Consider the following 22,459-nt stretch of genomic DNA (forward strand, 5'->3'; position numbering starts at 1 on the left):
CCGGTCACGCTGGGGATGAGCCCCGAGGATGAGGATCGGCTCAGCCTTGAGGATGACCCCGCGCACTGGCTCCAGAAGTGGATGGCTTCGGAAGAGGATCAGCTCCAGGAGAGCTCGGTCCCCAGCGGCGTAACACGCTCAGGGGAACAGGCGCAAAGCAACAGGCTCAGAAGAGCGCGCGGGCGAGCTGCTGCCGCGCCGCGGCCACCCGCGGATCGGCGGCACCGATCACCTCGAAGAGCTCGAGCAGCCGGACGCGCGCGGCCTCACGGTCCTCGCCGCCCGTGCGGGAGATGAAGCCCACGAGGCGCGAGAAGGCATCGTCCACATGGCCGCCGGCCACGTCGAGGTCCGCGACCTGGAGCTGGGCGGCGAGGTCGTCTGGCGATGCCGCGGCGGCGGCCCGGGCGGCGTCTGCCGCCGGCTGGTCCACGTCCGCCACTCTGGCCATGAGCTGGACCTGGGCCAGGCCCGCCTTGGCCTCGCGGTCCGCGGGCTGCTCGGCGAGCGCCTTGCGGTACGCGGCCTCGGCAGCGGCGAAGTCGCCCCGGTCGATCGCGTCGAAGGCCTCCTGGTGCAGCGGCGGCAGCTCCGGCTCCGCCTCGGCCGCGGGGATGCCGTCCGCGGTTCCGGTGACGCCGTTGGCCGCGGCGACACGCAGCAGCTCGTCGAGGAGCTGGCGCACCTGCGGCTCGGAGGCCGCGCCCTGGAACAGCGGGATGGGCTGGCCCTTGAGGATCGCGACGGCGGTCGGGACGGCCTGGGCCTGGAACGCCTGGGCGAGCTGTGGGAAGGCCTCGACGTCCGCCGCGGAATAGAGCAGCCGCCCGGAGTACGAGGAGACGATGGTGCCGAGCTCGTCGCGCAGCCGCTGGGACTCGGGCGAATAGGAGGCCCACAGGAGCACGACGACGGGCACGGTCGCCGAGCGCTGGACGACCTCGCCGAACGTCCGCTCGTCCAGCTCGATCCACCCCTGCACACCGGGAGCCGGCGCGGCCGGGGCCGACGGCTCCCCCGAGGGGGCCGGCGCCGGGTGGGAGGCGGAGGCGGGCGGGGCCGCCGTCGCGCGCGCCTTGAGGGCCGAGAGGTCGACGGCGCCGCGGAAGTTCAGCTGCGGCTGGGGCTGGCGGGAACCGGGAACGCTCATGGGTCCAGCTTAGCGAAGCGCCGGAACGGCGAGGGCGGGGCCGCACCGAATGGGTGCTGCCCCGCCCCGGCCGGTTCGGCGCTGGACGTCCGGCGTCAGCTCACGCTGGCTCCGGAGAGGTTCCGGGTCGCCCCGATCAGGGTCACCTGCTGCGGGCCTCCGTCCTTGGGGAGGTAGAGCATGACCGACTCGCGGAACGTGAGGGTCGCCTTCTTCGTGGCCTCCTTGCCGCCGGCGAGTGCCGCGGCGTCGTCCTGCAGCGTGACCTTGTCGCCGGAGGCCTTCGGCGTGCCCTCGACCGTGAAGTCGAGGGGGGCGATCACGATCGCGCCGCCGTCGGCCGCGCGGAAGGCGGCGGCCTCGTTGCCCACGGGCGTGTGCTTGAAGGTGAACGTCGCGTCCGCGGCCTTGGCGATGTCGGCCTGGTAGCCGAAGGTGTCCTTGATGTAGGCGTTGTCCGGGATCCTGCCCTTCCAGGCGCTGTTGGCGTTGGAGAGCCGGTCCGCGATGCCCGCGATCGCGTCCTTGGGGCTCACCGCGAGTCCCGCCTTGTCGTCCAGCGAGAGCTGCTCGGCGCCGGACTTGGGGGTGCCGGGGAAGGTCGCGCCCGGCAGGAGCGGCGCGGCCTCGATGAGCTTGTAGTTCTCACGGGCGGACGCCTGGCGCAGCGTCAGGAGCTGCGGGGTGGTGTTGCCCTGGCCCTGGGTGACCGCGATGACGGTGCGCGGCCAGGACCTCTGGGTGGTCACCACGGTGGTGAGCAGCTTGGACGAGCGCACCGGGGCGATCGCCGGGGCGCTGGAGACGGCCGCGCGCACCTTGTAGTTCTGCTGGCGGGCGAGCAGCGCTGAGCCGTCGACCCGGGCGCCGAGCTTGCCGGCGTCCTTGGCGTCGTCGCCGGCCTGGACCGCGTTCGCGGTCTGGTCGAGGATGCGCGTGAGCTGGTCCTCGACCACCACGCGGGTCCCGGCCTCGGCCGGGCTGGGGGCGGGCGCGGTCGCAGCCTGGGCCGGGACTGCGGCAAGCCCGCCCAGGCCGAGCAGGGCGGCGAGGGCCGCCGAGGTGCGGGCAGCCCGCGGGCGACGGCGTGCGGCCGACGCCGCGGTGCGCTGCGCGGTGCCGGGAGCCGTGCCGGGTGCGGCGCCCGGGGCGGCGCCGGGCGCCTGGCCGGGCACCGGGGGGATCGCGGTCGTCGCGGGCCCGCCGTCCGCGGGCGCACGACGCCGGTCGCCGCCCTCCGCGTCCGGCCCGCCCGCGCCGGGGCCCGGGCGGCGGGGGCCGCCCCGCAGCCGCGGCAGCAGCACCAGGGCCGCGGCCGCGAGGATGAGGAGGGCGCCGATGACGATGAGCGGGACGGCCCACGGCATGGTCGCGTGGCTCGGCCACGTGATCGTCACATCCTGGGGCGCCGGGGCCTTGCCGTCGCTCGCCAGGAGGAGCTGCCAGTCGCCGGAGTCCGGGAGGTCCCAGTGGTAGTCGAGGGTGCCGTTCGCGTTCTGGGTCGTGGCGAACAGGTCGGCGCCGGCAGGGTTCGGCGAGGTGGCCTCGCCGTCGGTGTGGGTGGCCTTGAGGACCTTGCCGTCGTCGGAGGCGCCGTCGATCGTCGTGTGCGCCGCCTTGCCGACCCAGGCGGCCATGTCGTCCGGCCGCGCGGCGGCCAGCACGAAGTTGCCGTTGCCGTGTACGGTCAGCGTCGCCTCTCCCCCTCGGAGGTCCTTGAGCTTCGCATCGATCACGGTCAGTGGGGAGGCCGGGGTGCCGGCTGGGACCGTCGCGGTCACCTGGTCGGCGGGCGCCCACCAGGTGAGCTGGCCGATGCCGGCCACGAGGGCTACAAGGCCGAGCAGCAGGAGCGCGGCTGCGGTCTTCAATCGCACAGGAAATACCTCACGTCGGGGGAAGGGAACCTGTCCATGGTAACCAAATCGTGACCATCGGGTCAGATCGGGCCGGCTGGTAGGGTTTGCGCAGTGGGCCCGGGGGGCTGCAGCCCACCGCAGCCGAACCCTCGGCGCCGGTCGTCCTCCGGCCCGTCCGGACCCTAGAAGAAGGCAGAGGCGTGGGAGAGAACCACCAGCCCGAACCAGTCGAGCCGGAGTCTCCCTCCGCTGCGGGGACGAACCCCCCGGTGAAGCATCCGGTGATCGGTGGCGGGGACGCGGCCGAGCACCATGGCGGCAGGGACTTCATGCGCAGCGTGGCCCAGCGCCTGCGGACTCCCCTCCCGGGCGCCCAGCCGCGGGTGCGGTTCGAGATGCCGCCCCTGGCGGAGGCGGAGGAGGGCAGCCCCCTCGCGCCCCTGTCGAGGGACCGGGGCCTCGGCGAGCCGGGCCCGCGGGTCTCGACCCGGAACCCCGTCTACATGGGCTTCATGGCGACGGTCGGCGTGGGGATCGCGCTCGCGCTGTACTACATCGCGGCGCACACCACCCAGCTGCTGCTGTGGATCCTCGCGGCCCTGTTCATCTCCCTCGGGCTCGACCCCGTGGTGCGGTGGCTCGAGTCGCACCGCGTCCCGCGGGCGCTCGGGATCGCCGCGACGATCCTCGTGCTCCTGGCCGTGCTGGGCGCGTTCTTCGGCACGCTCATCCCCGCGATGGTCGACCAGATCACGCAGCTCGTGAACAACGTGCCCACGTGGATCAACGACTTCCTGGCCTCGGACTTCTACAAGAGCATCGACGAGCAGTTCGGCATCAAGACCCGGGTGACCGAGGAACTGCAGAAGTTCGGCCAGGACTCGACCGCCGTCACGAACCTGTTCGGCGGGGTCCTGGGCTTCGGGACGACCGTGGCGAACTCTCTGTTCGGGGTGCTCATCGTCGTCGTGCTCAGCCTGTACTTCCTCTCGGCCATGCCGGCGATGAAGCAGTGGGCCTACCGGCTCGCGCCCCGCTCCCGCCGGGTGCGGGTGCAGGCGCTCAGCGAGGAGATCACCCGGTCGGTGGGCAACTACGTGATCGGGCAGGTCTGCGTCGCCGCCCTGAACGCCGCCTTCGCCTTCATCGTCATGACCGTCCTCAACGTGCCCTTCGCCGCGCTGCTGGCCTTCATGGTCGGCTTCCTGGCATTCATCCCGCTCGTGGGCGGGGTCGTCGCCGGGACGATCATCTCCCTCGTCGCGCTCACGTCCGGCTGGCAGACGGCGGTCATCATGGCCGCCGCGTACTTCGCCTACCTCCAGTTCGAGGCGTACTTCATCTCCCCGCGCATCATGCAGCGCGCCGTGGCGGTCCCCGGCCCGGTCGCGGTGATCTCGGTGATCGCCGGCGGCAGCCTCCTCGGCGTGCTCGGGGCCCTCATCGCGATCCCCACCGCGGCCTCGGTGATGCTGCTCATGCGGGAGGTCTTCATCACGCGGCAGGACCAGCACTAGCCCGAGCGTCCGGCGCGCCGCCCGGCCTAGGGGGCCGTCGCCGTCGGCCCCTCCCACACGGCGGGAAGCTCGCCGGAGGCGCCGAGCACGTCGTCGACCACCTCGCCGAGGACCCGCTGCACGAACTTCTCCCCCACCCAGAGGTGCTTGGCGCCCTCGACGCCGACCACCCGCGCCTGGGGCACGCGTGCGAACCGCTGGGCCGCCTCCACGGGGCGCAGGTAGTCGTCGAACTCCGGGACGAGCACCGTCATCGGCTTGCCGCACGCCGCCCACGCGTCGAGGTCGGCGTCGCCCGCGCGGTGCAGCGGCGGCGAGAGCAGGACTGCGCCCTCGATCTGGTCCACGACCGGGGCGACCGCCCCGTACTTGAGCGCGAGCTCGGTGCCGAAGGACCAGCCCACGAGCCATCGGCGCGGGAGCCCGCGGTCGGCCGCGAAGCGCACGGCGGCCTCGACGTCGGCCCGCTCGCCGATGCCCTCCTCAAACCGGCCGCCGCTGGTCCCGCGCGGGCTCGAGGTCCCGCGGGTGTTGAACCTCAGGACGGCGATGCCGGCGAGCGCGGGGAGCCGGAAGGACGCCTTCCGGTAGACGTGCGAGTCCATGAAGCCCCCGTGGGTGGGGAGCGGGTGGAGCGTGACGAGCGTCGCCACCGGCTCTGTGTCCTGCGGCAGGGCCAGCTCGCCGACGAGCGTGAGCCCGTCCTCGGTGCGCAGCTCGATATTCTCGCGGCGGGCGGGCAGGACCGTGTTGGCGCGGATGGCCGCGGGGCCGTCGGGCGCCGTGAACACGTACGAGGAGGGGTCGAAGCTCATGGCCCCCACAGTATCGAAGGGGCCTACCGGTAGCGGTACGTGCGGGTGCGCCAGCAGTGCGTGTGCCAGTGACGGCGTTCGGCGATGCCGGCCTCCTCGCCGAAGAGGTGGTCGTCTGCCCACACCACCAGATGGGCCGTCCCCGGCGGGATGCTGCGCGAGCAGCCGGGGCACGTGTACACCTTCGCCGCGCTGCGCGTGGTCACCTGCCGGACCCGCCAGTCGCCGTCCGGGGCCGATTCGAGGCGGGCGAAGCCGGCGAGGACGCGTTCGGGATTGAAGTCGTCCCGGCCCTCGCGCGCCTCCGCGGCGTCCCTGTCGCTGCGGGGGGCGGCAGGGCGGCGTCGGGGACGGTTCGAGCGCGGCATGGCTCCATTCTGCCGTGCCCCGTGCCGCGCCCCCGCTCCGTCGGGCGCCGCCGGCCCTCTCCTCCCGCCGCCCTGGGGCCTCCCCACGCCCGCGCCCGGGCGGCCGCGGCCGCCACGGTAGAGTGCTCGGGTGCGACTCGTCATTGCCCGGTGCTCCGTCGACTACGTGGGCCGCCTGAAGGCCCACCTGCCCCTCGCGACCCGTCTCCTCGTCGTCAAGGCCGACGGCTCGGTGCTCGTCCACTCGGACGGTGGGTCGTACAAGCCGCTGAACTGGATGAGCCCGCCGGCCACGCTGCGTGTCCTCTCCCCGGCCGACGCCGAGCTCGAGGAGGGCGTCCTCGAGCAGTGGGCCGTGCAGTCGGCCAAGACGGACGACCGGCTGATCGTCAACGTCCACGAGGTCCTGCACGACTCCTCGCACGAGCTCGGCGTGGACCCCGGCCTCATCAAGGACGGCGTCGAGTCGGACCTCCAGCGGCTGCTCGCGGAGCAGATCGAGACCCTCGGGCCGGGCTACAGCCTGATCCGCCGCGAGTACTTCACCGCGATCGGCCCGGTCGACATCCTCGCCCGCGACGCGACGGGCGCCACGGTCGCCGTCGAGCTCAAGCGCCGCGGCGACATCGACGGCGTCGAGCAGCTCACGCGCTACCTCGAGCTCCTCAACCGCGACCCGCTGCTCGCGCCGGTGCGGGGCATCTTCGCCGCGCAGCAGATCAAGCCGCAGGCGAGGGTCCTGGCGGCCGACCGCGGGATCGACTGCGTGACGCTCGACTACGACGCGATGCGCGGCGTGGACGACGTCGAGTCGCGCCTGTTCTGAGCCCCGCCGCGCCGAGCGCCGGCCCCCGGGCGCCCCGGCGCGGCCGCGCCGGGGCGGGCGCGCCGCACCGGCACTCGCCTAAGGTAGTGGCATGACGACCGCCGAGTCCGCTGCCCCGGATCCCACCGCCCCGACCCGGCTCACCCTCCGGGGGCGGATCGTGAGCGACGGCGCAGTCCTCGAGGACGGCCTGGTCGCCGTCGAGGACGACCGCATCGAGTACGCCGGCCCGGCCGCAGACTTCGATGCGGCCGAGTTCGGCGGGGAGCCCGTGCCCCTCCCGGACGGCGCGCTGCTGCTCCCCGGGCTCGTCGACCTGCACTGCCACGGCGCCGGCGGCGTCGACTTCCCGAGCGCGGACGAGGAGCAGGCCCGGCGCGCCGTCGAGTTCCTCCACCGCCACGGCACGACCACGCTCCTCGCGAGCCTTGTGACAGCCTCCCGCGAGGACCTGCTCCGCGGCGTGGGGCTCTTCTCTCAGCTCGACGACGAGGGCCTCGTGGCGGGCATCCACGCGGAGGGGCCGTTCCTCTCGCACGCACGCTGCGGTGCCCAGAACCCGGACTTCCTGCTCGAGCCGGACGTCGACTTCACGATGGAGCTCATCGAGGCGTCCGAGGGCTCGCTCGCCACCATGACCTACGCGCCGGAGCTGCCGGGGGCGTCCGACGTCGTCGACCTGCTCACGGCGCACGGCGTCACCCCCTCGCTCGGGCACACGGCCTGCGACGACGCCACGGCCGAGGCCTCGCTCGAGCAGGCGCGGGACGGGCTCACCGCCGCGGGGTTCGACGGGGCCGAGGGCGTGCCCACCGTCACGCACCTCTTCAACGCCATGCCCCCGCTGCACCACCGCGCCCCGGGGCCGGTCGCGGCCTGCCTCCGCGCCGCCGCCGCAGGCGCGGCGGTCGTGGAGCTCGTGGCCGACGGCGTCCACCTCGCCCCTGCGACCGTCCGCACCGTGTTCGCCCTCGTCGGCTCGGCCAACGTCGCCCTCGTCACCGACTCCATGGCCGCCGCCGGGCTCAGCGACGGGTCCTACATGCTCGGCCCCTCCCCCGTGACCGTGGCCGGCGGCGTCGCGACCCTCGATGCGGACGGATCGATCGCCGGGGGGACGGCCACCCTGCTCGAGGTCGTGGCGCGCACCGCGGCCGCGGGGGTGCCGCTCCCGCACGCCGTGCTCTCGGCGACGGCGGTGCCCGCCGCCGTCCTCGGCCGCTCGGACGAGTTCGGCAGCCTGCGCCGCGGCCTGCGGGCGGACATCGTGGCCACTGACGCCGACCTCGGCCTGGCCGCCGTGGTCCGCGCAGGAACCCTGCTCACCTCCCCGCGCTGAGGCCAGCCCTGCGAATTCGCCATTCACAGCCCGCCACAGGCCGAGTGCAGTGCGTTTTCCGTCCGTTCCCCTGAATTTCTCCCCGCCGTCGCGCCCGAATCGGCGTATGCCGTTGACCGTGAATGCGCGGCATGATTGGCTAGAGCCAGTCTTGATGTAGATAGCAGTGTTTTCCATGCAATGCAGGCTCGCAAGACCGTTGCGAGCGTGGAGTTTCCCGGCCTACACCGGGCTCCCCGCGGAGTAACCCGGCCGGCACACAAGTGCCGGCGTCTCGTTGCAATACACAGGAGAACGCAGGACATGGCACAGGGGACCGTCAAGTGGTTCAACGCCGAGAAGGGGTTCGGCTTCATTACCCCGGATAACGCCGAATCGGACGTCTTCGTCCACTATTCGGAGATCAAGGCGAATGGCTTCCGCACGCTGGAGGAGAATCAGCGCGTCGAGTTCGAGATCGGCCAGGGGGCCAAAGGCCCGCAGGCCACCGGTGTCAGCGCCATCTGAGCAGCTGCGCACCGGCGCGTGACGCGCGGGAGGGGTTCCGGACACGGAGCCCCTCCTTTTTCTTGACCGATTACTGACCGCAGCTGTTAATATTCATCAGACATGCCTGATTAGGCGACCATCTGCCGCAGGATGCGCATGCGGTGGCGCATGGTGAGGCCGGGAAGGTAGGCCTGGGCGAGCGCCTGGCCGATGGCGGGAAGCTGCAGCGGGTCCTGGTAGTACATGTACAGGGCGTGGTACTCGGGCTGGAACCTCGACTTGAACTTCGCGAGCGAGCGGAAGCCGTAGACCGGCTCGAGCGCCTGGCCCACGGCGTTGAGCAGCCTCGAGAGGAGCTCGTCCCCCTCGTCGACTTCGGCGCGCTCCCCCGCGGGGTCAGCGGCCAGAGGAGACCCGGACAGCGAGATCCACTCGACGCTGCTCCTCAGCTCTGTCACGGCCGAGGCGATGAGGAACTCCATGACGCCGGGGAACGCCCCCGGTCCGCGGCGCATGAAGTCGAGCGTCCATCCGACGATCCGCGACGCCTCGTACACGGGAAGCCAGCTCGTCACGCCGTGGATCCTGCCCTCGGCGTCGACCGCGAGGCACACGAGCACCTCCGGGTCGTCGAGCTCGTCGAGGCCCCCCAGAGTGAAGCCCATGGCCGGCAGCGCCTTCTGCGCCGACCATTCCTCGGAGAGCGCGCTGAGCTGCTGGCGCTGGGTGGGGCTGAGGAGGTGGTACCTCGTCCAGACGGCGCCCACGCCCAGCTTCGCGGCGCGGTTCACCGCGGTCCGGACGTTCTGCCACTCCTTGCCGACGAACTCGAGCTCCCGGACCTTCAGCCGGGTCTCCTGGGCGACCTCGACCCGGTGGAACCCGCGAGCCTGGAGCACCGGCCACAGGTCGGCGGACAGGGAGTAGAAGCACGGCACGAGGGCCGTCCGCGCGCAGTGCGCGATGAACTCCGTGACGGCCGCGGCGCCGCGGCCCGGAACCCCGATGGGCCCGCCCACCGAGAGCGCGACCCTGCCGTGCAGCTGGAAGGCCAGCCCCGCAGTCTCGTGCTCGTCGAACCAGAAGCGGTTGGGCGGCCACAGGGTCATCCACGACAGGGATCCGCCGCCCCGCCGCACGAGGCTGCGGGCGAGCTGGAGGCTGTCGTCCCTGGCCCCCACCGACTGCCGCCCGCGGAGCACGACGACGGCAGCCAGGACGAGCGCGACGAGCCACAGGATCAGGCCGCTGTGTGTGAAGAGCCACAGCTCCGCGCCGCTCCGGTTCCGGAACAGGGCCGCGTAGCTGCTCGGGATGGGCGAGGGCAGGTACTGGCGGACGAGTTCGACGAGGAGCCCCCAGACCGACTCCCGCCGCCCCAGTCCCCCGCTCTGCCACCACAGGACCGTGTAGGCGGCGAGGAGGCCGCCGGCGACCGCCCCGCCGACGGCGCCTAGGCGCCTGCGCATACCCCGCTCCGTCTCTACCGGGAAGAGGCCGCGGTTGATCCACAGGATCGCCACGAGGGCAACTGCGGTCAGGGCGATGGGGAGCAGGTGCACGAACCCGGAGGCCAGCACGGTGAACCGCGGCCCGCGGGACGCCGGCGGCATCCTGAGGAACAGGGCGAGGTAGCCCACCGCAAGCGTCCCGACGGCCAGCTGGACGGCGATCGCGAGGCGCAGCGCGACCTTCCGGCCGCGCCGCAGGCCCTCCGCGCAGATGAGGAGGATGGCCATCGGAACGAGGGAGGTCACGTAGCCCTCGGGCGAGAGGAAGGCCGGCTGTGCAGCCTGGAGGCAGGCCGTGTCGACCATCCCGCCGCAGTCCTGCTCGAGCTGGGCGAAGACCGGCATGGGGTTCAGGACCATGTCCCGGACGAGGGCGAGGGGCCCGGAGGGGCTCCGGGTCAGGGCGGTGAGGACCGGCCCCACCGCGGCAAGGGTGACGACGACGACCACGATGTTGCGCCGCTCGCGCACCGACGGCAGGGCGAGGTGCGAGTCGTGGCGCCATCCGGAGGACCACCACGAGGCGGCGATGCCGAGGAGGGCGCCGATGAGGCCGAGCACGGTCTCGGAGTGGCCCACGTAGAGGGTGAGCATGGCGGCGATGCCGACCACGGCGGTGCGGAGGCGGCGGCGCCAGAGCACGCCGAGCGCCGGCGCGGCCGCCATGGCGGTGAAGACGGCCGCGGGGTAGGGCCCGAGCACAGGGTCGCCGACCATGGACCCGAGCCACCCGTCGCCGCCGATCCGGGCCAGCTGGGTGACCGCGAAGAACACGGTGACCGAGGCGAAGTCGCCGAGGAAGAACAGGGCCGCGGCCCGGAGGGAGCCGTAGGCCGTCTCGGCCACGGCGACGAGGGTGCCCACCACGGCGGTGGCGGCCAGATAGGCCACGGGGTTGGTGACGAAGAAAATCGAGGTCACCGCGCCCCACCACTGGCCCGAGCGCAGGGATCCGAGGTCGCCGCCCACCACGTCGAGCACCGCCGGGGGCGGCCCGGAGAGGATGCTGCCGGTGGCAATCCCCGCGATCCACAGGACCGCGATGACCGAGAGGGTGAAGGGGATGCGGCGGGCGCCGCGGACGGCGGCGCGCGCGGCGCGCGCGGCCCTGCCGACTCCGTTCACCGCAGCCTCCATCGGGACACGGACAGCTCGAGCCCGACGGGCATCGATGGTGCCATCATCTCGCGGGAGCAGGCCCCGCAGCTCAGCGCCACGTCCCGATGCCGATGACGGGCCCGGCCTCGAGCCACGAGGCGAGGCCGGCGTAGGCGTTGAAGTCCATGGCGAAGCGCACGCTCGCGCCCCGGTACTGCAGCTCGACGATCACGACGTCGGCCTGCACCCTGGTCCGCTCGGCCTCGGTGGGCGAGCGGCGTCCGAGCAGCTCCAGCGAGCTGCGGGTGAACCGGTGCCGCGCGCGGGGGCTGAGGGAGAGGAGGTTGAACCATTCGAGCTCGGTGTCCTGATAACGGCATACCCCCATCCGCCATGGCCCTGAGGCCATGGAGATGGAGGCATCAACCGTGCCCAGGGTGCGCCGCAGGACGACGCGGCGCACCCCGAGGGCACAGAGCAGGGCTGCGAGGAGAACGAAGACCACTGCCAGGACGATGAACGGAATGGCGGAGTCGTCCATCGAGGTCTGGCTAACGAGTCCCCGCGGCCGATTCGCCGATCTGGGCGTTGTCGGCGACGATCACGACCCGGTCGGAATCGACGGAGAAGAACCCGCCGTCCACCGTCGCCGTGATCCGCGAGCCGGAGACCGGCTCGATCACAATGTCGCCCGCGTGCATGATCGCCAGGACGGGCGTGTGGCCGGGAAGGATCCCGATCTCGCCGTCCGCCGTGCGGGCCTTGACCATCTTCGCCGGGCCGGACCACACGAAGTGGTCCGCCGCGACGATCTCGACCTCGAGCTCAGCCATGCTACTTGGTCTGATCCTGGATCTTCGCCCAGTTGCGCTCGACGTCGTCGAGGCCGCCGACGTTGAAGAACGCCTGCTCGGCGATGTGGTCCAGCTCGCCGTCGCAGATGGCCTTGAAGCCCTCGATCGTGTCCTTGATGGAGACGGTCGAGCCCTCGACACCGGTGAACTGCTTCGCGGTGTAGGTGTTCTGCGAGAGGAACTGCTGGATGCGGCGCGCGCGGGCCACGACGATCTTGTCCTCCTCGGACAGCTCGTCGACACCGAGGATCGCGATGATGTCCTGCAGCTCCTTGTTCTTCTGGAGGATCTGCTTGACCCGCACCGCGGTGTCGTAGTGGTCCTTCCCGATGTACTGCGGGTCGAGGATGCGCGAGGTCGACGTGAGCGGGTCGACGGCCGGGTAGAGGCCGCGCGAGGCGATCTCACGCGAGAGCTCGGTCGTGGCGTCGAGGTGCGCGAACGTGGTCGCCGGGGCCGGGTCGGTGTAGTCGTCGGCCGGGACGTAGATGGCCTGCATCGACGTGATCGAGTGGCCGCGCGTCGAGGTGATGCGCTCCTGGAGGAGGCCCATCTCGTCGGCCAGGTTCGGCTGGTAGCCCACGGCGGACGGCATGCGGCCCAGCAGGGTCGACACCTCCGAGCCGGCCTGGGTGAAGCGGAAGATGTTGTCGATGAAGAGCAGCACGTCCTGGTTCTGGACATCGCGGAAGTACTCCGCCATGGTCAGGGCCGAGAGCGCGACGCGCAGGCGCGTGCCCGGCGGCTCGTCCATCTGGCCGAACACGAGGGCGGTGTCCTTGAGGACCCCCGCCTCGTCCATCTCGACCCAGAGGTCGTTGCCCTCGCGGGTGCGCTCGCCCACGCCGGCGAACACGGAGGTGCCGCCGAAGTTGCGGGCCACACGGGTGATCATCTCCTGGATGAGCACCGTCTTGCCCACGCCGGCGCCGCCGAACAGGCCGATCTTGCCGCCCTTGATGTACGGGGTGAGCAGGTCGATGACCTTGATGCCGGTCTCGAGCATCTCGGTCGAGCCCTCGAGCTGGGCGAACGAGGGCGCCTTGCGGTGGATGGGCCAGTGGTCGGCCGCCTGGATCTCCGACTCGGCGACGTCGAGCGGCTTGCCGAGCACGTTGAAGATGTGGCCCTTGACGCCGTCGCCGACGGGGACCGAGATCGGGGCGCCGGTGTCGACGACCTTGGTGCCGCGCACGAGGCCGTCGGTGGCCTGCAGGGAGATCGCGCGGACGAGGTTGTCGCCGAGGTGCTGGGCAGTCTCGAACGTGATCTCGCGGGTGTGGTCGCCGAGGGTGATCGTGGTCGTCAGCGCGTTGTAGATCTCCGGGATCGCGTCGGCCGGGAACTCGACGTCGACAACCGGCCCGATCACGCGGGCAATGCGGCCCGTCGCGCCAGCGGTCGCAACCGCTTCAGAGGCAGTGGCAGTCATCTCTCTCACTTCTTCAGTAGATGGCGTGTATTCAGTCTAGGTGGTGTGTACGAGCGCGCCCGGGGGCTCACGCGTTGAGGGCGTCGGCGCCGGCGATGATCTCCGTCAGCTCCTGCGTGATCTCCGCCTGGCGGGCGGTGTTGCGCAGGCGCGTGTACTTCTTGATGAGCTCGGTCGCGTTGTCGCCGGCGTTCTTCATGGCCCGCTGGCGCGAGGCGAGCTCGCTCGCCGCGGCCTGGAGCATCGCCGCGAAGATCCGCGACTCGATGTACCGCGGCAGCAGCGCGTCGAGCACCTGCTCGGGCTCGGGCTCGTACTCGTAGAGGGGCAGGATCTCCTTCGCGTCCTTCGCCTCCTCCTCGACGACCTCGAGGGGAAGCAACCGGATCACCGTGGGCTCCTGCACCACCATCGACTTGAACTGGGTGTAGACGACGTGGATCTCGTCGACCCCGCCGTCCTCGTAGGCGGTCGCGAAGGCGTCGAGCAGCACGCGGCTGATCTCCTTGGCCGTCGCGAACTCGGGGTTGTCCGTGTTGCCGGTCCACACCCGCTCGTAGGGGCGGTTGCGGAAGTCGAAGTAGGCCTGGCCCTTGCGGCCCACCAGATAGGTGGCGATCTCCTTGCCCTCGGAGCGGAGGAGCTCGGCGAGGGACTCGGCCCGCTTCATGATGCTGGCCGAGTAGGCGCCGGCCTGGCCTCGGTCTGCCGTGAGGACCAGCACTGCCGCGCGCCGCACCTGGGTGGGCTCGGTGGTCAGCGGGTGGTCGATCTCGGACGAAGAGGAGACAGCAGAAACGGCGCGGGTAATGGCATTCGCGTACGGCAGGGATGCGGCCACACGGGCGCGCGCCTTGCCGATGCGGGAGGTAGCAATCAGCTCCATCGCCTTGAACATCTTGCGCATCGACGACGTCGAGGCAATCTTCTGGCGGTAGACCCGGATCTGGGCTCCCATTCTTGTCCTTTCCTCACCCTCGCCGACCGGCCGGGCCGGAGCCGTGGGCCCCGGCCCGGCCGATCAGCTGCAGGGAATCAGCGCTTCTGCTTGACGATCTTTTCCTGGTTGACGTCGCCCTCGGCAAGAGCATCGTGCTCCTCGTGCCCGGCGCCGACCAGCAGGCTGTCGCCCTCGCCGAAGAAGCCCTTCTTGAACTCCGTGACAGCGGTCTTGAGAGCCTCGACGGTGTCGTCCTCGAGCTTGCCCGTCTGGGCCAGCGTCGTCAGGATCGACGTCTTGCGCTTGAGGTAGTCGAGGAAGTCCGCCTCGAAGCGGCGCACGTCCTCGACGGGGACGTCGTCCAGGTAGCCGCGCGTGCCGGCCCAGATGGACACGACCTGCTCCTCGACCGGGAACGGCGAGTACTGGCCCTGCTTGAGCAGCTCCATGAGGCGGGCGCCACGGGTCAGCTGCTGGCGGGACGCCGCGTCGAGGTCGGAGGCGAACATCGCGAACGCCTGCATGTCGCGGTACTGGGCGAGGTCCAGCTTGAGCGTGCCGGAGACCGACTTCATCGACTTCACCTGCGCGGCGCCGCCGACGCGGGAGACCGAGATGCCGACGTCGACCGCGGGGCGCTGGTTGGCGTTGAAGAGGTCGGACTGCAGGAAGATCTGCCCGTCGGTGATGGAGATGACGTTGGTCGGGATGTACGCCGAGACGTCGTTCGCCTTGGTCTCGATGATCGGCAGGCCGGTCATCGAGCCCGCGCCGAGCTCGTCCGAGAGCTTCGCGCAGCGCTCGAGCAGGCGGGAGTGCAGGTAGAACACGTCGCCCGGGTAGGCCTCGCGGCCCGGCGGGCGGCGCAGGAGGAGGGAGACGGCGCGGTACGCCTCGGCCTGCTTCGAGAGGTCATCGAAGATGATGAGGACGTGCTTGCCGCCGTACATCCAGTGCTGGCCGATGGCCGAGCCGGCGTAGGGGGCGAGGTACTTGAAGCCCGCCGGGTCGGACGCCGGGGAGGCCACGATGGTCGTGTACTCGAGGGCGCCGTGGTCCTCGAGGGTCTGGCGCACGGCCGCGATGGTGGAGGCCTTCTGGCCGATCGCGACGTAGATGCAGCGGACCTGCTTGGTGGCATCGCCCGAGGCCCAGTTGGCCTTCTGGTTGATGATCGTGTCCACCGCGATGGCGGTCTTGCCGGTCTGGCGGTCGCCGATGATGAGCTGGCGCTGGCCGCGCCCGATCGGGATCATCGCGTCGATGGCCTTGAGGCCGGTCTGCATCGGCTCGTGGACCGACTTGCGCTGGGTCACGCCGGGCGCCTGGAGCTCGAGCGCGCGGGTACCCTCCGCGGCGATCGGGCCCAGGTCGTCGATGGGCGCGCCGAGCGGGTCCACCACGCGGCCGAGGAAGGCATCGCCGACCGGCACGGAGAGGATCTGGCCGGTGCGGTGCACCTCCTGGCCCTCCTCGATGCCGCCGAAGTCGCCGAGGACGATGACGCCGATCTCGCGGACGTCGAGGTTCTGGGCCAGGCCCAGGGTGCCGTCCTCGAACCGGAGGAGCTCGTTCGCCATGACCGAGGGAAGGCCCTCGACCCGGGCGATGCCGTCGCCGGCAGTCGTGACGCGGCCGACCTCGACGCGCTCAGCCGTGCCGGGCTGGTAGGAAGCCGCGAAGTCGTTCAGCGCGCTGCGGACGTCGTCGGCATTGATGGTCAATTCGGCCATCTTCAGTCCTGCTCTCTTGATCTCGTGGTCATCGAAAGCGGTACTGCTGCGATGACCGGATTGTCTTGTACGGAGTGTGCTGAGGCCTCAGCGTGCCTGGGCGGCCAGCTGACGGCGCAGCTCGCCGAGCCGCGTCACCGTCGAGGCATCGAGCACCTCGTCGCCGACCGTCACGCGGAGGCCGCCGACCAGCGACGGTTCCACGGTCGTGTTGATCTTCAGCTCGCGCCCGTAGAGGGAGTTGAGCCCGTCCTGGAGCCGCTGCAGCTGCGCCTGGCTGAGAGGACGCGCGACGGCGACGTCGGCGATCCAGCGCTTCTGGCGGCCCGCGGCGAGGGATGCGAACTTCTCCACGAGCGCCGTCGGCTTGGCGCCGCGCGGGGCGGTCACCGCCTGGCCGATGAGCAGCCGGGCCTCCTCGGACGCGTCGGGAGCGAGCCGCAGGGCGAGGGTGCGCCGCGCCTCCGGGGAGGCCTGCTGCTCGGTCAGGGCAGCCTGGAGCTCGTGGCTGCCCTCGACGGTGTTGTTGAACGCGAACAGGTCGTTCTGGAGCTTCTCCAGTCCGCTGAGTCCGCTCGCCGTCCCCGCGCCCTGCTCGGCCACGGCGCACGCCACGGTCGAGGCGACGGTCTCGAGCGCATCGCTGATGTCGCGCGCTCCGGCCCACCGCGAGGCGGCGAGCTTGGCCGTGATCTCGACGGCCTCGCCCGAGGCCTTGCCGTCCAGCAGGCTGTGCACGAGGGCCGACTTCTCCGCACCCTCACGGGACGGGTCGGTCAGGGCGCGGCGAAGCCCGGCGGAGCCGTCGAGGACGGCGAGGATGCCGAAGAGCTCCCGCGCCAGCGACAGCGAGGCCGTGGGCAGCGTGGTCTCCAGGTCCGCCAGCGCGGCGGCCAGCGATTCGCTCGATGCTCCTGCCATTACTTCGCCGCACCTGCGTTCTGGGACTCCAGCTCGTCGAGGAAGCGGTCCACCACACGGGCGGCGCGCGCATCGTCGTCGAGGGACTCGCCGACGATCCGGCCGGCCAGGGTCGTGGCCAGGGTGCCCACCTCGGAGCGGAGCGACGCAACAGCCTGCTGGCGCTCGGCCTCGATCTGGACGTGCGCCTGCTCAGTGATGCGGGCGGCCTCGGCGGCAGCCTTCTCCTTGAGCTCGGCGAGGATCTGGGCGCCCTCGGCGCGGGCCTCCTCGCGGATGCGGTTGGCCTCGGTGCGGGCGTCGGTGAGCTGCTGCTTGTACTCCTCGAGGGCTGCGGACGCCTCCGCCTGGGCCTTCTCTGCCTTGGCGATGCCCCCCTCGATGGCCTCGGCCCGCTCCGCGAACGTCTTCTCGAACGCCGGGACGACGAACTTGACCACGATGAAGAGCAGGACGGCGAAGCCGACGGCAACGACCAGGATCTCCCACCAGCTCGGCATGAGCGGGCTCTGGGCGCCCTCGGTGGCGGCGCTAACAATGAACTGATGCATGTGTTGCACCCCTCCTATCTACTCGGTTCTGGCTGTGTGTGCCGTGTTCTGGGTCAGAGAACGAAGGCGAACACGAGGCCGAGGATCGCGAGCGCCTCGGTGAGCGCAAGGCCGAGGAAGGCGATCGGCTGGAGCACGCGCTGCGCCTCCGGCTGGCGGGCCACGCCGTTGATGTAGGCCGCAAAGACGAGACCCACGCCGATGGCACCGCCGATGGCGGAGAGACCGTAGCCGACGAGGTTGAGGTTGCCGGTCATTGTGTTCCTTTCAGGCTGCCCTGGAGGGCGGGTTGAGTGATCGGTTCATCCCCTGTGGAGGGGAAGTCTCAGTGGGCGTCCGCGTGGAGCGCGCCCTGGATGTAGATGGCGGTCAGAAGTGTGAAGACGTACGCCTGCAGCACCATGATCAGCGCCTCGAGCATGTACATCGCGGTCGCGCCGACGAGGACGAGGAGCGAGGTGCCCTTGAGCAGGACGCTCTCCTGTGCGATGAGGAACGCGATGCCGGACCCCGCGAGCGCGACCACGAGGTGGCCGGCGAGCATGGTCGCGAAGAGACGGAGGCTGTGCGTCATCGGGCGGACGATGAAGTTCGAGATGATCTCGATCGGGACGACGATCGGGAGGATGTACCACGGCACGCCTGCCGGGACCACGGTGAGCTTGATGAACCGCGGGCCGAACTTCTTCAGGCCGACGCCGATCCACGTCACGTAGACGAGCGCCGCGAGGAAGTACGCGCCGCCGACGTGGGACATCGTCGGCAGCTGGAAGAACGGGATGGCGCCGTAGATGTTGTTCACCAGGATGAAGAAGAACAGCGAGAAGAGCAGGGGCACGAACTTCATGAAGTCCTTGCCGCCGATGATGTCCTTGCCGATCGAGTTGCGCACGAACCCGTAGAGGTACTCACCGGCGAACTGGAGCTTGCCGGGGACCAGCTGGCCCTTGCGGGAGGCCGCGATGAAGAACCAGGCGATGAAGACGACGGAAAGCAGGACCATGAGCATCTGCTTCGAGAAGCCCTCGTGCGCGCCCCAGGGGAAGATGGCCGGGAGGTGCATGTCCTCGAGGGTGGGCGGGGTGAAGGCGCCGGAGTCTTCGGCCGGAAGCGTGAGCGGGGTCAACGCGATTCCTCTCTGCAGTGTCCATCGTCGGGCAGATGCTGGGGCGAGTGGCTTCGACCCCCACATGTGAAATTTTTCGGGTGCTCCATCAGCGACGGTCCGCCTCGGCGTCATCGCCTGGGTCCCGAGGCTCAGCGGGGCCCGTTCGGTGCGTGAAGAGCCCATGCTTCATGGTCAGGTAGATGCCGCCGGCAATCCCCACCAGAGCGCCAGCGAGCACGAGCCAGCGCGTTTTCAGGAGATTGTCCAGCCCCCACCCTATCAAACTCCAGACAACGATCCCGCCAATCACGTAGCTGAAGACGGCCATTCCGGAGTTGTAGCCGCCGTCGCCCTCGGGCTCCGAGGGGACCGGCCGCCCGGGGGTGTCCTCACGCATGGGGACCCTCCTTCCCGGACGACGGCGCGGCGTCGCCGCCCGCGTCGCCGGGGGCCGGGGCGTCGTTGAAGATCTGCAGGCGGAGCCTGCTGAAGCCGTAGAGCTCGGCGGCCTGCCAGACGACGACGCTGGCGATTCCGGCAGCGCCGAACCAGGGTCGCGCGATCCAGGCCGGGGTGCCGATCCAGAGCAGGATGCCGGCGAAGCCGACGATCTTGAGCACGTAGACCACGGCGAAGACCCCGATGGCCCCCGAGGGGTTCCGCCGCCCCACGAGATGTCCCGCGAGGAGGCTGAGGGCGAAGAAGGCGATCACGATCACGGCCGCGAAGGCCACACTGGCAGCGGCCGCGGGGCCGGTGAAGGCCAGGGCCGCCGCCGCGAGCAGGACCGCCGCCGCCGCGGACGCCGCCGTGCAGGTGCCGGCAAGGCCGAGCCACGGGGTGCGTCCTGGATCGGATCGGCCGACGCGGGAACGGCCGAAGAAGCCGTGCCGGTGCGTCATGGGGTCCATTTCATGCCAATTCGTCGGCGGCCTGCTGCCAGGAGGCCGGCGGGGGTGGGTGCTCCACTATTCTACACAGGATAGAAGAGGCTCGCGCCGCCGCCGGCGGGACGGGGGCGTGCCGTCAGGGCGTCCGGCGGGCGCGGCGGGCGCGCAGCCAGGACGGGGAGGTCAGGTAGGCCACGAGGACGGCGGCGGTCACGACCTGCGCCGCGAACACCCCGCCGGGGGGCGCGGTGGCCGCGTAGAAGCCGGCGAGGCCCGTCAGCACGGAGGCCGCCGTGACCAGGAGCGCGACCTCGAGGTGCCCCAGCCCGTTGTCCGTGAGCCGCTGGTAAACGTGTTCCCGGTGCGAGGCGTACCAGCGCTTGCCCTGCAGCGTGCGCCGCACGAGGGTCGCGAAGGTGTCCGCGAGGTAGACGAGCACGGGCGAGAAGACGTACTCGAGCGGCAGCTGGGCCAGGAACGCGGCCACCGCGGTGAGCGAGATGCCGGCGCCGAGGAGGTAGCTGCCGACGTCGCCCATGAACATCGACCCGCGCAGGACGTTCCACGGCAGGAAGCCGGCGAAGGCGGCCGCGAGCAGCACGCCCGCGACGACGAGCCAGCCGTGGCCGGTGGCCGCGCCCGCCGCGGCGTAGAGGATGCCCACGGCGACGGCGTGCAGCCCCGAGATCCCGTTGATGCCGTCCATGAAGTTGGCCACGTTGATGTAGGCCGCCACGGCGACCATGCCGAGCGGGAGCCACCACAGGCCCTTGCCCGTGACGAGGATGATGGCCAGGGTGCCGGCGAAGCCGACCGCGAGCTGGAGGCCGGCCCGGCTCGCGATGCGCAGGCCCCGCAGGTCCTCCGCCCACCCCACGGCAGCGGCCGCGACGGTGCCCGCCACGACGCACGCGGCCAGCCCGGCGCCGTCGTCCGCGAGGCCCGCGCCGAAGGCGACGGCCCAGCCGGCGAGGAGGCCGATGCCGACGGTCAGCCCCAGCCCGCGCACGGTGGGGCGGGTGTGGGAGGAGCGCTCCCCCGGGACGTCGATGACGCCGAGGCGGGTCAGCACCGGCCGGGCGAGGACGGGCAGCGCCGCGCTGACAGCGAACGCCAGCGCCGCGGCGACCGCGATCACGCCGCCCCCGACCCCGGAACGGCCTCGTGCGAGAGCTCGGTCTCCTCCTGCACCTGGGCCTCGATCATCGCCTCCTCGGTGCGGGCGCACTCGGCGAGCCAGCGGTCGTAGTCGAGCCGGTCCGGGGCGATGCCGGACGAGGTCGCGTGGGAGATCTTGGGGTGGAGGGGGCGCACGTCGGCGACGTCCGGGTCCACGAGGTCCTCGTGCAGCTTCTCGGCAGGACGCAGTCCGGTGAACACGACGTCGATGTCCTTGCCGGACATCGCGATCATGCGCTCGGCGACGTCGAGGATGCGGACCGGCTCGCCCATGTCCAGGATGAGCACCTCTCCCCCGCTGCCGATCGCGCCGGCCTGGATGACGAGCTGGCAGGCCTCGGGGATCGTCATGAAGAACCGGGTGACCTCGGGGTGGGTGACGGTGACGGGGCCGCCGGTGCGGATCTGCTCGGAGAAGAGCGGCAGCATCGAGCCGCGCGAGCCCATGACGTTGCCGAAGCGGACCGAGACGTAGCGCCGCCCGGTGCGCCCCGCCATCCACGCCGTGAGGCGCTCCGCCATCCGCTTGGAGTGCCCCAGGACGGTGGTGGGCGCCGCGGCCTTGTCGGTGGAGACGTTCACGAAGGCCTCCACCCCGACGGCCTCGGCCGCCCGCAGGACGTTGAGGGTGCCGACGACGTTGGTCTTCCAGGCCTCGGCGGGGTACTGCTGGAGCAGGGGCGCGTGCTTGAGCGCGGCGGCGTGGAAGACCACCTCGGGGCGCCGGTCGCGGAAGACGCGGGTGAGCCCGTCGGCGTCGCGGATGCTCACGAGCACGGTGTCCCGGCCGTCGAGCAGCCCCCGGCCGGTGAGGGAGATCTGGGTGGCCTGGAGGGCGGTCTCGTCGTGGTCGACCATGATGAGCTCGGCCGGGGCGAAGGGGTGGATCTGGCGGCACAGCTCGGAGCCGATCGAGCCGCCCGCGCCGGTGACGAGGACGCGCTTGCCCGTGATGTACCCGGCGATCTCCTCGACCTTGATGTCGACGGGCCGGCGGCCGATGAGGTCCTCGACGGCGACCTCGCGGAAGTCGGTGACGCTGTGCGCGCCGCCGCCGAGCATGTCCTTCAGCGGCGGGAGCACGAGCACCTTCACCCCGAGCCCCGCCACGCGGTCCGAGACCCCGCGGATGAACGCGGCATCGGCGGCGGCGAAGGCGAGGATGAGCGCCGTCGACCGCGTGCGGCGGATGAGGTCCGGCAGGTCCTCGCCCGTGCCGAGCACCTGGACCGAGGAGACCCGCAGGTGCTTCTTCGCGGGATCGTCGTCCACGAAGCCGGCCGGGTAGTACGGCGACTTCGGGTCCTGCATCATGCGGGTGACGAGGTTCGAGCCCAGGAAGCCCGCACCGTAGACGAGGGCCTGCTGGGCGTTCTCGCCGGGCTTCTGCCGGCTCTCGACCCACATGCGCTTCGCGTAGCGGCTCGCCGCCATGAACAGTGCGGCGAACGGGAACGCGATGACGCCGGTGCTGCGCGGAATCTGGAGGCTGAAGCCGAGGAACGTGCTCAGGAGCACCAGGATCGTCGCCACGATGAGCGTGACCGAGACCAGGAGCCTGGCCTCCTCGAACGAGCCGAAGCTGTAGCGGCCCTGGTACAGGGCCATGCTGAAGCCCACGACCGCCTGGCACAGGATCGCGAGCAGGCTGAAGGCCGCGACTCCGTTGGGGGTGAGGGTCTGCTCAGTGAGCTCGTAGCGGAGGACGACGGCGACGAGGATGGCCAGCGTCCATGCTCCGGCATCCAGGACGAACTGGATCCAGCGCCACAGCACCGGCCTCGGGGCCTCCGGCGTTGGTGCGGAGAAGCTCATGCGCGTTTCAGTGACTCTCTTCCGTGGGGGCGTCCGGCGTGTGCCCCGCGTGCGTGTCCAAGAT

22 protein-coding genes are annotated in these 22,459 nt (G+C 71.2%); 4 read left to right on the forward strand and 18 right to left on the reverse strand.

Annotation, left to right across the window (positions count from 1 at the left end):
- Positions 1-166: 166 nt before the first annotated feature.
- Both J2W20_RS00845 and J2W20_RS00850 read right to left on the reverse strand, forming a co-directional pair.
- Positions 167-1,150 carry a co-chaperone YbbN gene (locus tag J2W20_RS00845; RefSeq protein ID WP_307003753.1) on the reverse strand — a complete coding sequence of 328 codons (984 nt, stop codon included), beginning with the start codon at positions 1,148-1,150 and terminating at the stop codon, positions 167-169.
- Between the two features lie 95 nt (positions 1,151-1,245).
- Positions 1,246-3,027, reverse strand: a complete 1,782-nt coding sequence (locus J2W20_RS00850) for a hypothetical protein (RefSeq protein ID WP_307003755.1) — start codon at positions 3,025-3,027, stop codon at positions 1,246-1,248.
- A 182-nt stretch (positions 3,028-3,209) separates the two neighbouring features.
- On the opposite strand from J2W20_RS00850, the gene J2W20_RS00855 reads away from it, so the two are divergent.
- Positions 3,210-4,526 (forward strand): AI-2E family transporter, encoded by a 1,317-nt coding sequence (locus J2W20_RS00855; RefSeq protein ID WP_373457939.1) that lies wholly within the window; start codon positions 3,210-3,212, stop codon positions 4,524-4,526.
- 26 nt (positions 4,527-4,552) lie between these two features.
- Here J2W20_RS00855 and J2W20_RS00860 read toward each other — a convergent pair whose 3' ends face one another.
- Together J2W20_RS00860 and J2W20_RS00865 are read right to left on the reverse strand one after the other, a co-directional pair.
- On the reverse strand, positions 4,553-5,341 hold the full coding sequence (locus J2W20_RS00860; RefSeq protein WP_307003756.1) for an alpha/beta hydrolase: 789 nt from the start codon (positions 5,339-5,341) through the stop codon (positions 4,553-4,555).
- A 23-nt stretch (positions 5,342-5,364) separates the two neighbouring features.
- The gene (locus J2W20_RS00865) at positions 5,365-5,709 is read right to left on the reverse strand and encodes an ATP/GTP-binding protein (RefSeq protein ID WP_307003758.1); all 345 of its coding nucleotides are present in this window, start codon (positions 5,707-5,709) and stop codon (positions 5,365-5,367) included.
- A 130-nt stretch (positions 5,710-5,839) separates the two neighbouring features.
- On the opposite strand from J2W20_RS00865, the gene nucS reads away from it, so the two are divergent.
- The 3 genes from nucS (at position 5,840) to J2W20_RS00880 (ending at position 8,381) form a co-directional block, all read left to right on the forward strand.
- Positions 5,840-6,535, forward strand: a complete 696-nt coding sequence (nucS, locus tag J2W20_RS00870) for an endonuclease NucS (RefSeq protein ID WP_307003761.1) — start codon at positions 5,840-5,842, stop codon at positions 6,533-6,535.
- 91 nt (positions 6,536-6,626) lie between these two features.
- Positions 6,627-7,874 (forward strand): N-acetylglucosamine-6-phosphate deacetylase, encoded by a 1,248-nt coding sequence (locus J2W20_RS00875; RefSeq protein WP_307003762.1) that lies wholly within the window; start codon positions 6,627-6,629, stop codon positions 7,872-7,874.
- Positions 7,875-8,177: 303 nt separating this feature from the next.
- On the forward strand, positions 8,178-8,381 hold the full coding sequence (locus J2W20_RS00880; RefSeq protein WP_066498529.1) for a cold-shock protein: 204 nt from the start codon (positions 8,178-8,180) through the stop codon (positions 8,379-8,381).
- Between the two features lie 110 nt (positions 8,382-8,491).
- On the opposite strand, the gene J2W20_RS00885 is transcribed toward J2W20_RS00880, so the two are convergent.
- The 14 genes from J2W20_RS00885 to J2W20_RS00950 form a co-directional block, all read right to left on the reverse strand.
- Positions 8,492-10,999 (reverse strand): bifunctional lysylphosphatidylglycerol flippase/synthetase MprF, encoded by a 2,508-nt coding sequence (locus J2W20_RS00885; RefSeq protein ID WP_307003764.1) that lies wholly within the window; start codon positions 10,997-10,999, stop codon positions 8,492-8,494.
- An 82-nt stretch (positions 11,000-11,081) separates the two neighbouring features.
- On the reverse strand, positions 11,082-11,513 hold the full coding sequence (locus J2W20_RS00890; protein WP_307003766.1) for a DUF2550 domain-containing protein: 432 nt from the start codon (positions 11,511-11,513) through the stop codon (positions 11,082-11,084).
- Positions 11,514-11,523: 10 nt separating this feature from the next.
- A complete protein-coding gene (locus J2W20_RS00895) occupies positions 11,524-11,805 on the reverse strand; it encodes a F0F1 ATP synthase subunit epsilon (RefSeq protein ID WP_066498545.1) in 282 nt (93 codons plus the stop codon).
- A 1-nt stretch (position 11,806) separates the two neighbouring features.
- Positions 11,807-13,258 carry a F0F1 ATP synthase subunit beta gene (atpD, locus tag J2W20_RS00900; RefSeq protein WP_307003769.1) on the reverse strand — a complete coding sequence of 484 codons (1,452 nt, stop codon included), beginning with the start codon at positions 13,256-13,258 and terminating at the stop codon, positions 11,807-11,809.
- A gap of 67 nt (positions 13,259-13,325) precedes the next feature.
- Positions 13,326-14,216, reverse strand: coding sequence for a F0F1 ATP synthase subunit gamma (locus J2W20_RS00905; protein WP_307003771.1), 891 nt, complete (start codon positions 14,214-14,216; stop codon positions 13,326-13,328).
- A 77-nt stretch (positions 14,217-14,293) separates the two neighbouring features.
- Positions 14,294-15,931: a F0F1 ATP synthase subunit alpha gene (gene atpA, locus J2W20_RS00910; protein WP_307003773.1), complete on the reverse strand. Its 1,638-nt coding sequence runs from the start codon at positions 15,929-15,931 to the stop codon at positions 14,294-14,296.
- A gap of 87 nt (positions 15,932-16,018) precedes the next feature.
- On the reverse strand, positions 16,019-16,852 hold the full coding sequence (locus tag J2W20_RS00915) for a F0F1 ATP synthase subunit delta (RefSeq protein WP_307003775.1): 834 nt from the start codon (positions 16,850-16,852) through the stop codon (positions 16,019-16,021).
- The gene (locus tag J2W20_RS00920; RefSeq protein WP_066498562.1) at positions 16,852-17,403 is read right to left on the reverse strand and encodes a F0F1 ATP synthase subunit B; all 552 of its coding nucleotides are present in this window, start codon (positions 17,401-17,403) and stop codon (positions 16,852-16,854) included. The genes J2W20_RS00915 and J2W20_RS00920 overlap by 1 nt, the downstream gene beginning before the upstream one ends.
- Positions 17,404-17,456: 53 nt before the next feature.
- Positions 17,457-17,660 (reverse strand): ATP synthase F0 subunit C, encoded by a 204-nt coding sequence (gene atpE / locus J2W20_RS00925; RefSeq protein ID WP_066498570.1) that lies wholly within the window; start codon positions 17,658-17,660, stop codon positions 17,457-17,459.
- 68 nt (positions 17,661-17,728) lie between these two features.
- Entirely contained in the window at positions 17,729-18,529 is an 801-nt protein-coding gene (atpB, locus tag J2W20_RS00930; RefSeq protein WP_307003779.1) for a F0F1 ATP synthase subunit A, read from the reverse strand.
- A gap of 88 nt (positions 18,530-18,617) precedes the next feature.
- Positions 18,618-18,908, reverse strand: coding sequence for an AtpZ/AtpI family protein (locus J2W20_RS00935; RefSeq protein WP_307003781.1), 291 nt, complete (start codon positions 18,906-18,908; stop codon positions 18,618-18,620).
- Positions 18,901-19,422 (reverse strand): hypothetical protein, encoded by a 522-nt coding sequence (locus tag J2W20_RS00940; protein WP_307003783.1) that lies wholly within the window; start codon positions 19,420-19,422, stop codon positions 18,901-18,903. Before J2W20_RS00940 ends, J2W20_RS00935 begins: the two co-directional genes overlap by 8 nt.
- Before the next feature lie 115 nt (positions 19,423-19,537).
- Complete coding sequence (locus J2W20_RS00945) at positions 19,538-20,539, reverse strand: MraY family glycosyltransferase (protein ID WP_307003785.1); 1,002 nt, start codon at positions 20,537-20,539, stop codon at positions 19,538-19,540.
- Positions 20,536-22,395, reverse strand: coding sequence for a polysaccharide biosynthesis protein (locus J2W20_RS00950; protein WP_307003786.1), 1,860 nt, complete (start codon positions 22,393-22,395; stop codon positions 20,536-20,538). The genes J2W20_RS00945 and J2W20_RS00950 overlap by 4 nt, the downstream gene beginning before the upstream one ends.
- Positions 22,396-22,459: the final 64 nt, after the last annotated feature.

The organism is Sinomonas atrocyanea (genome assembly GCF_030812675.1).
GTDB lineage: Bacteria > Actinomycetota > Actinomycetes > Actinomycetales > Micrococcaceae > Sinomonas > Sinomonas atrocyanea_B.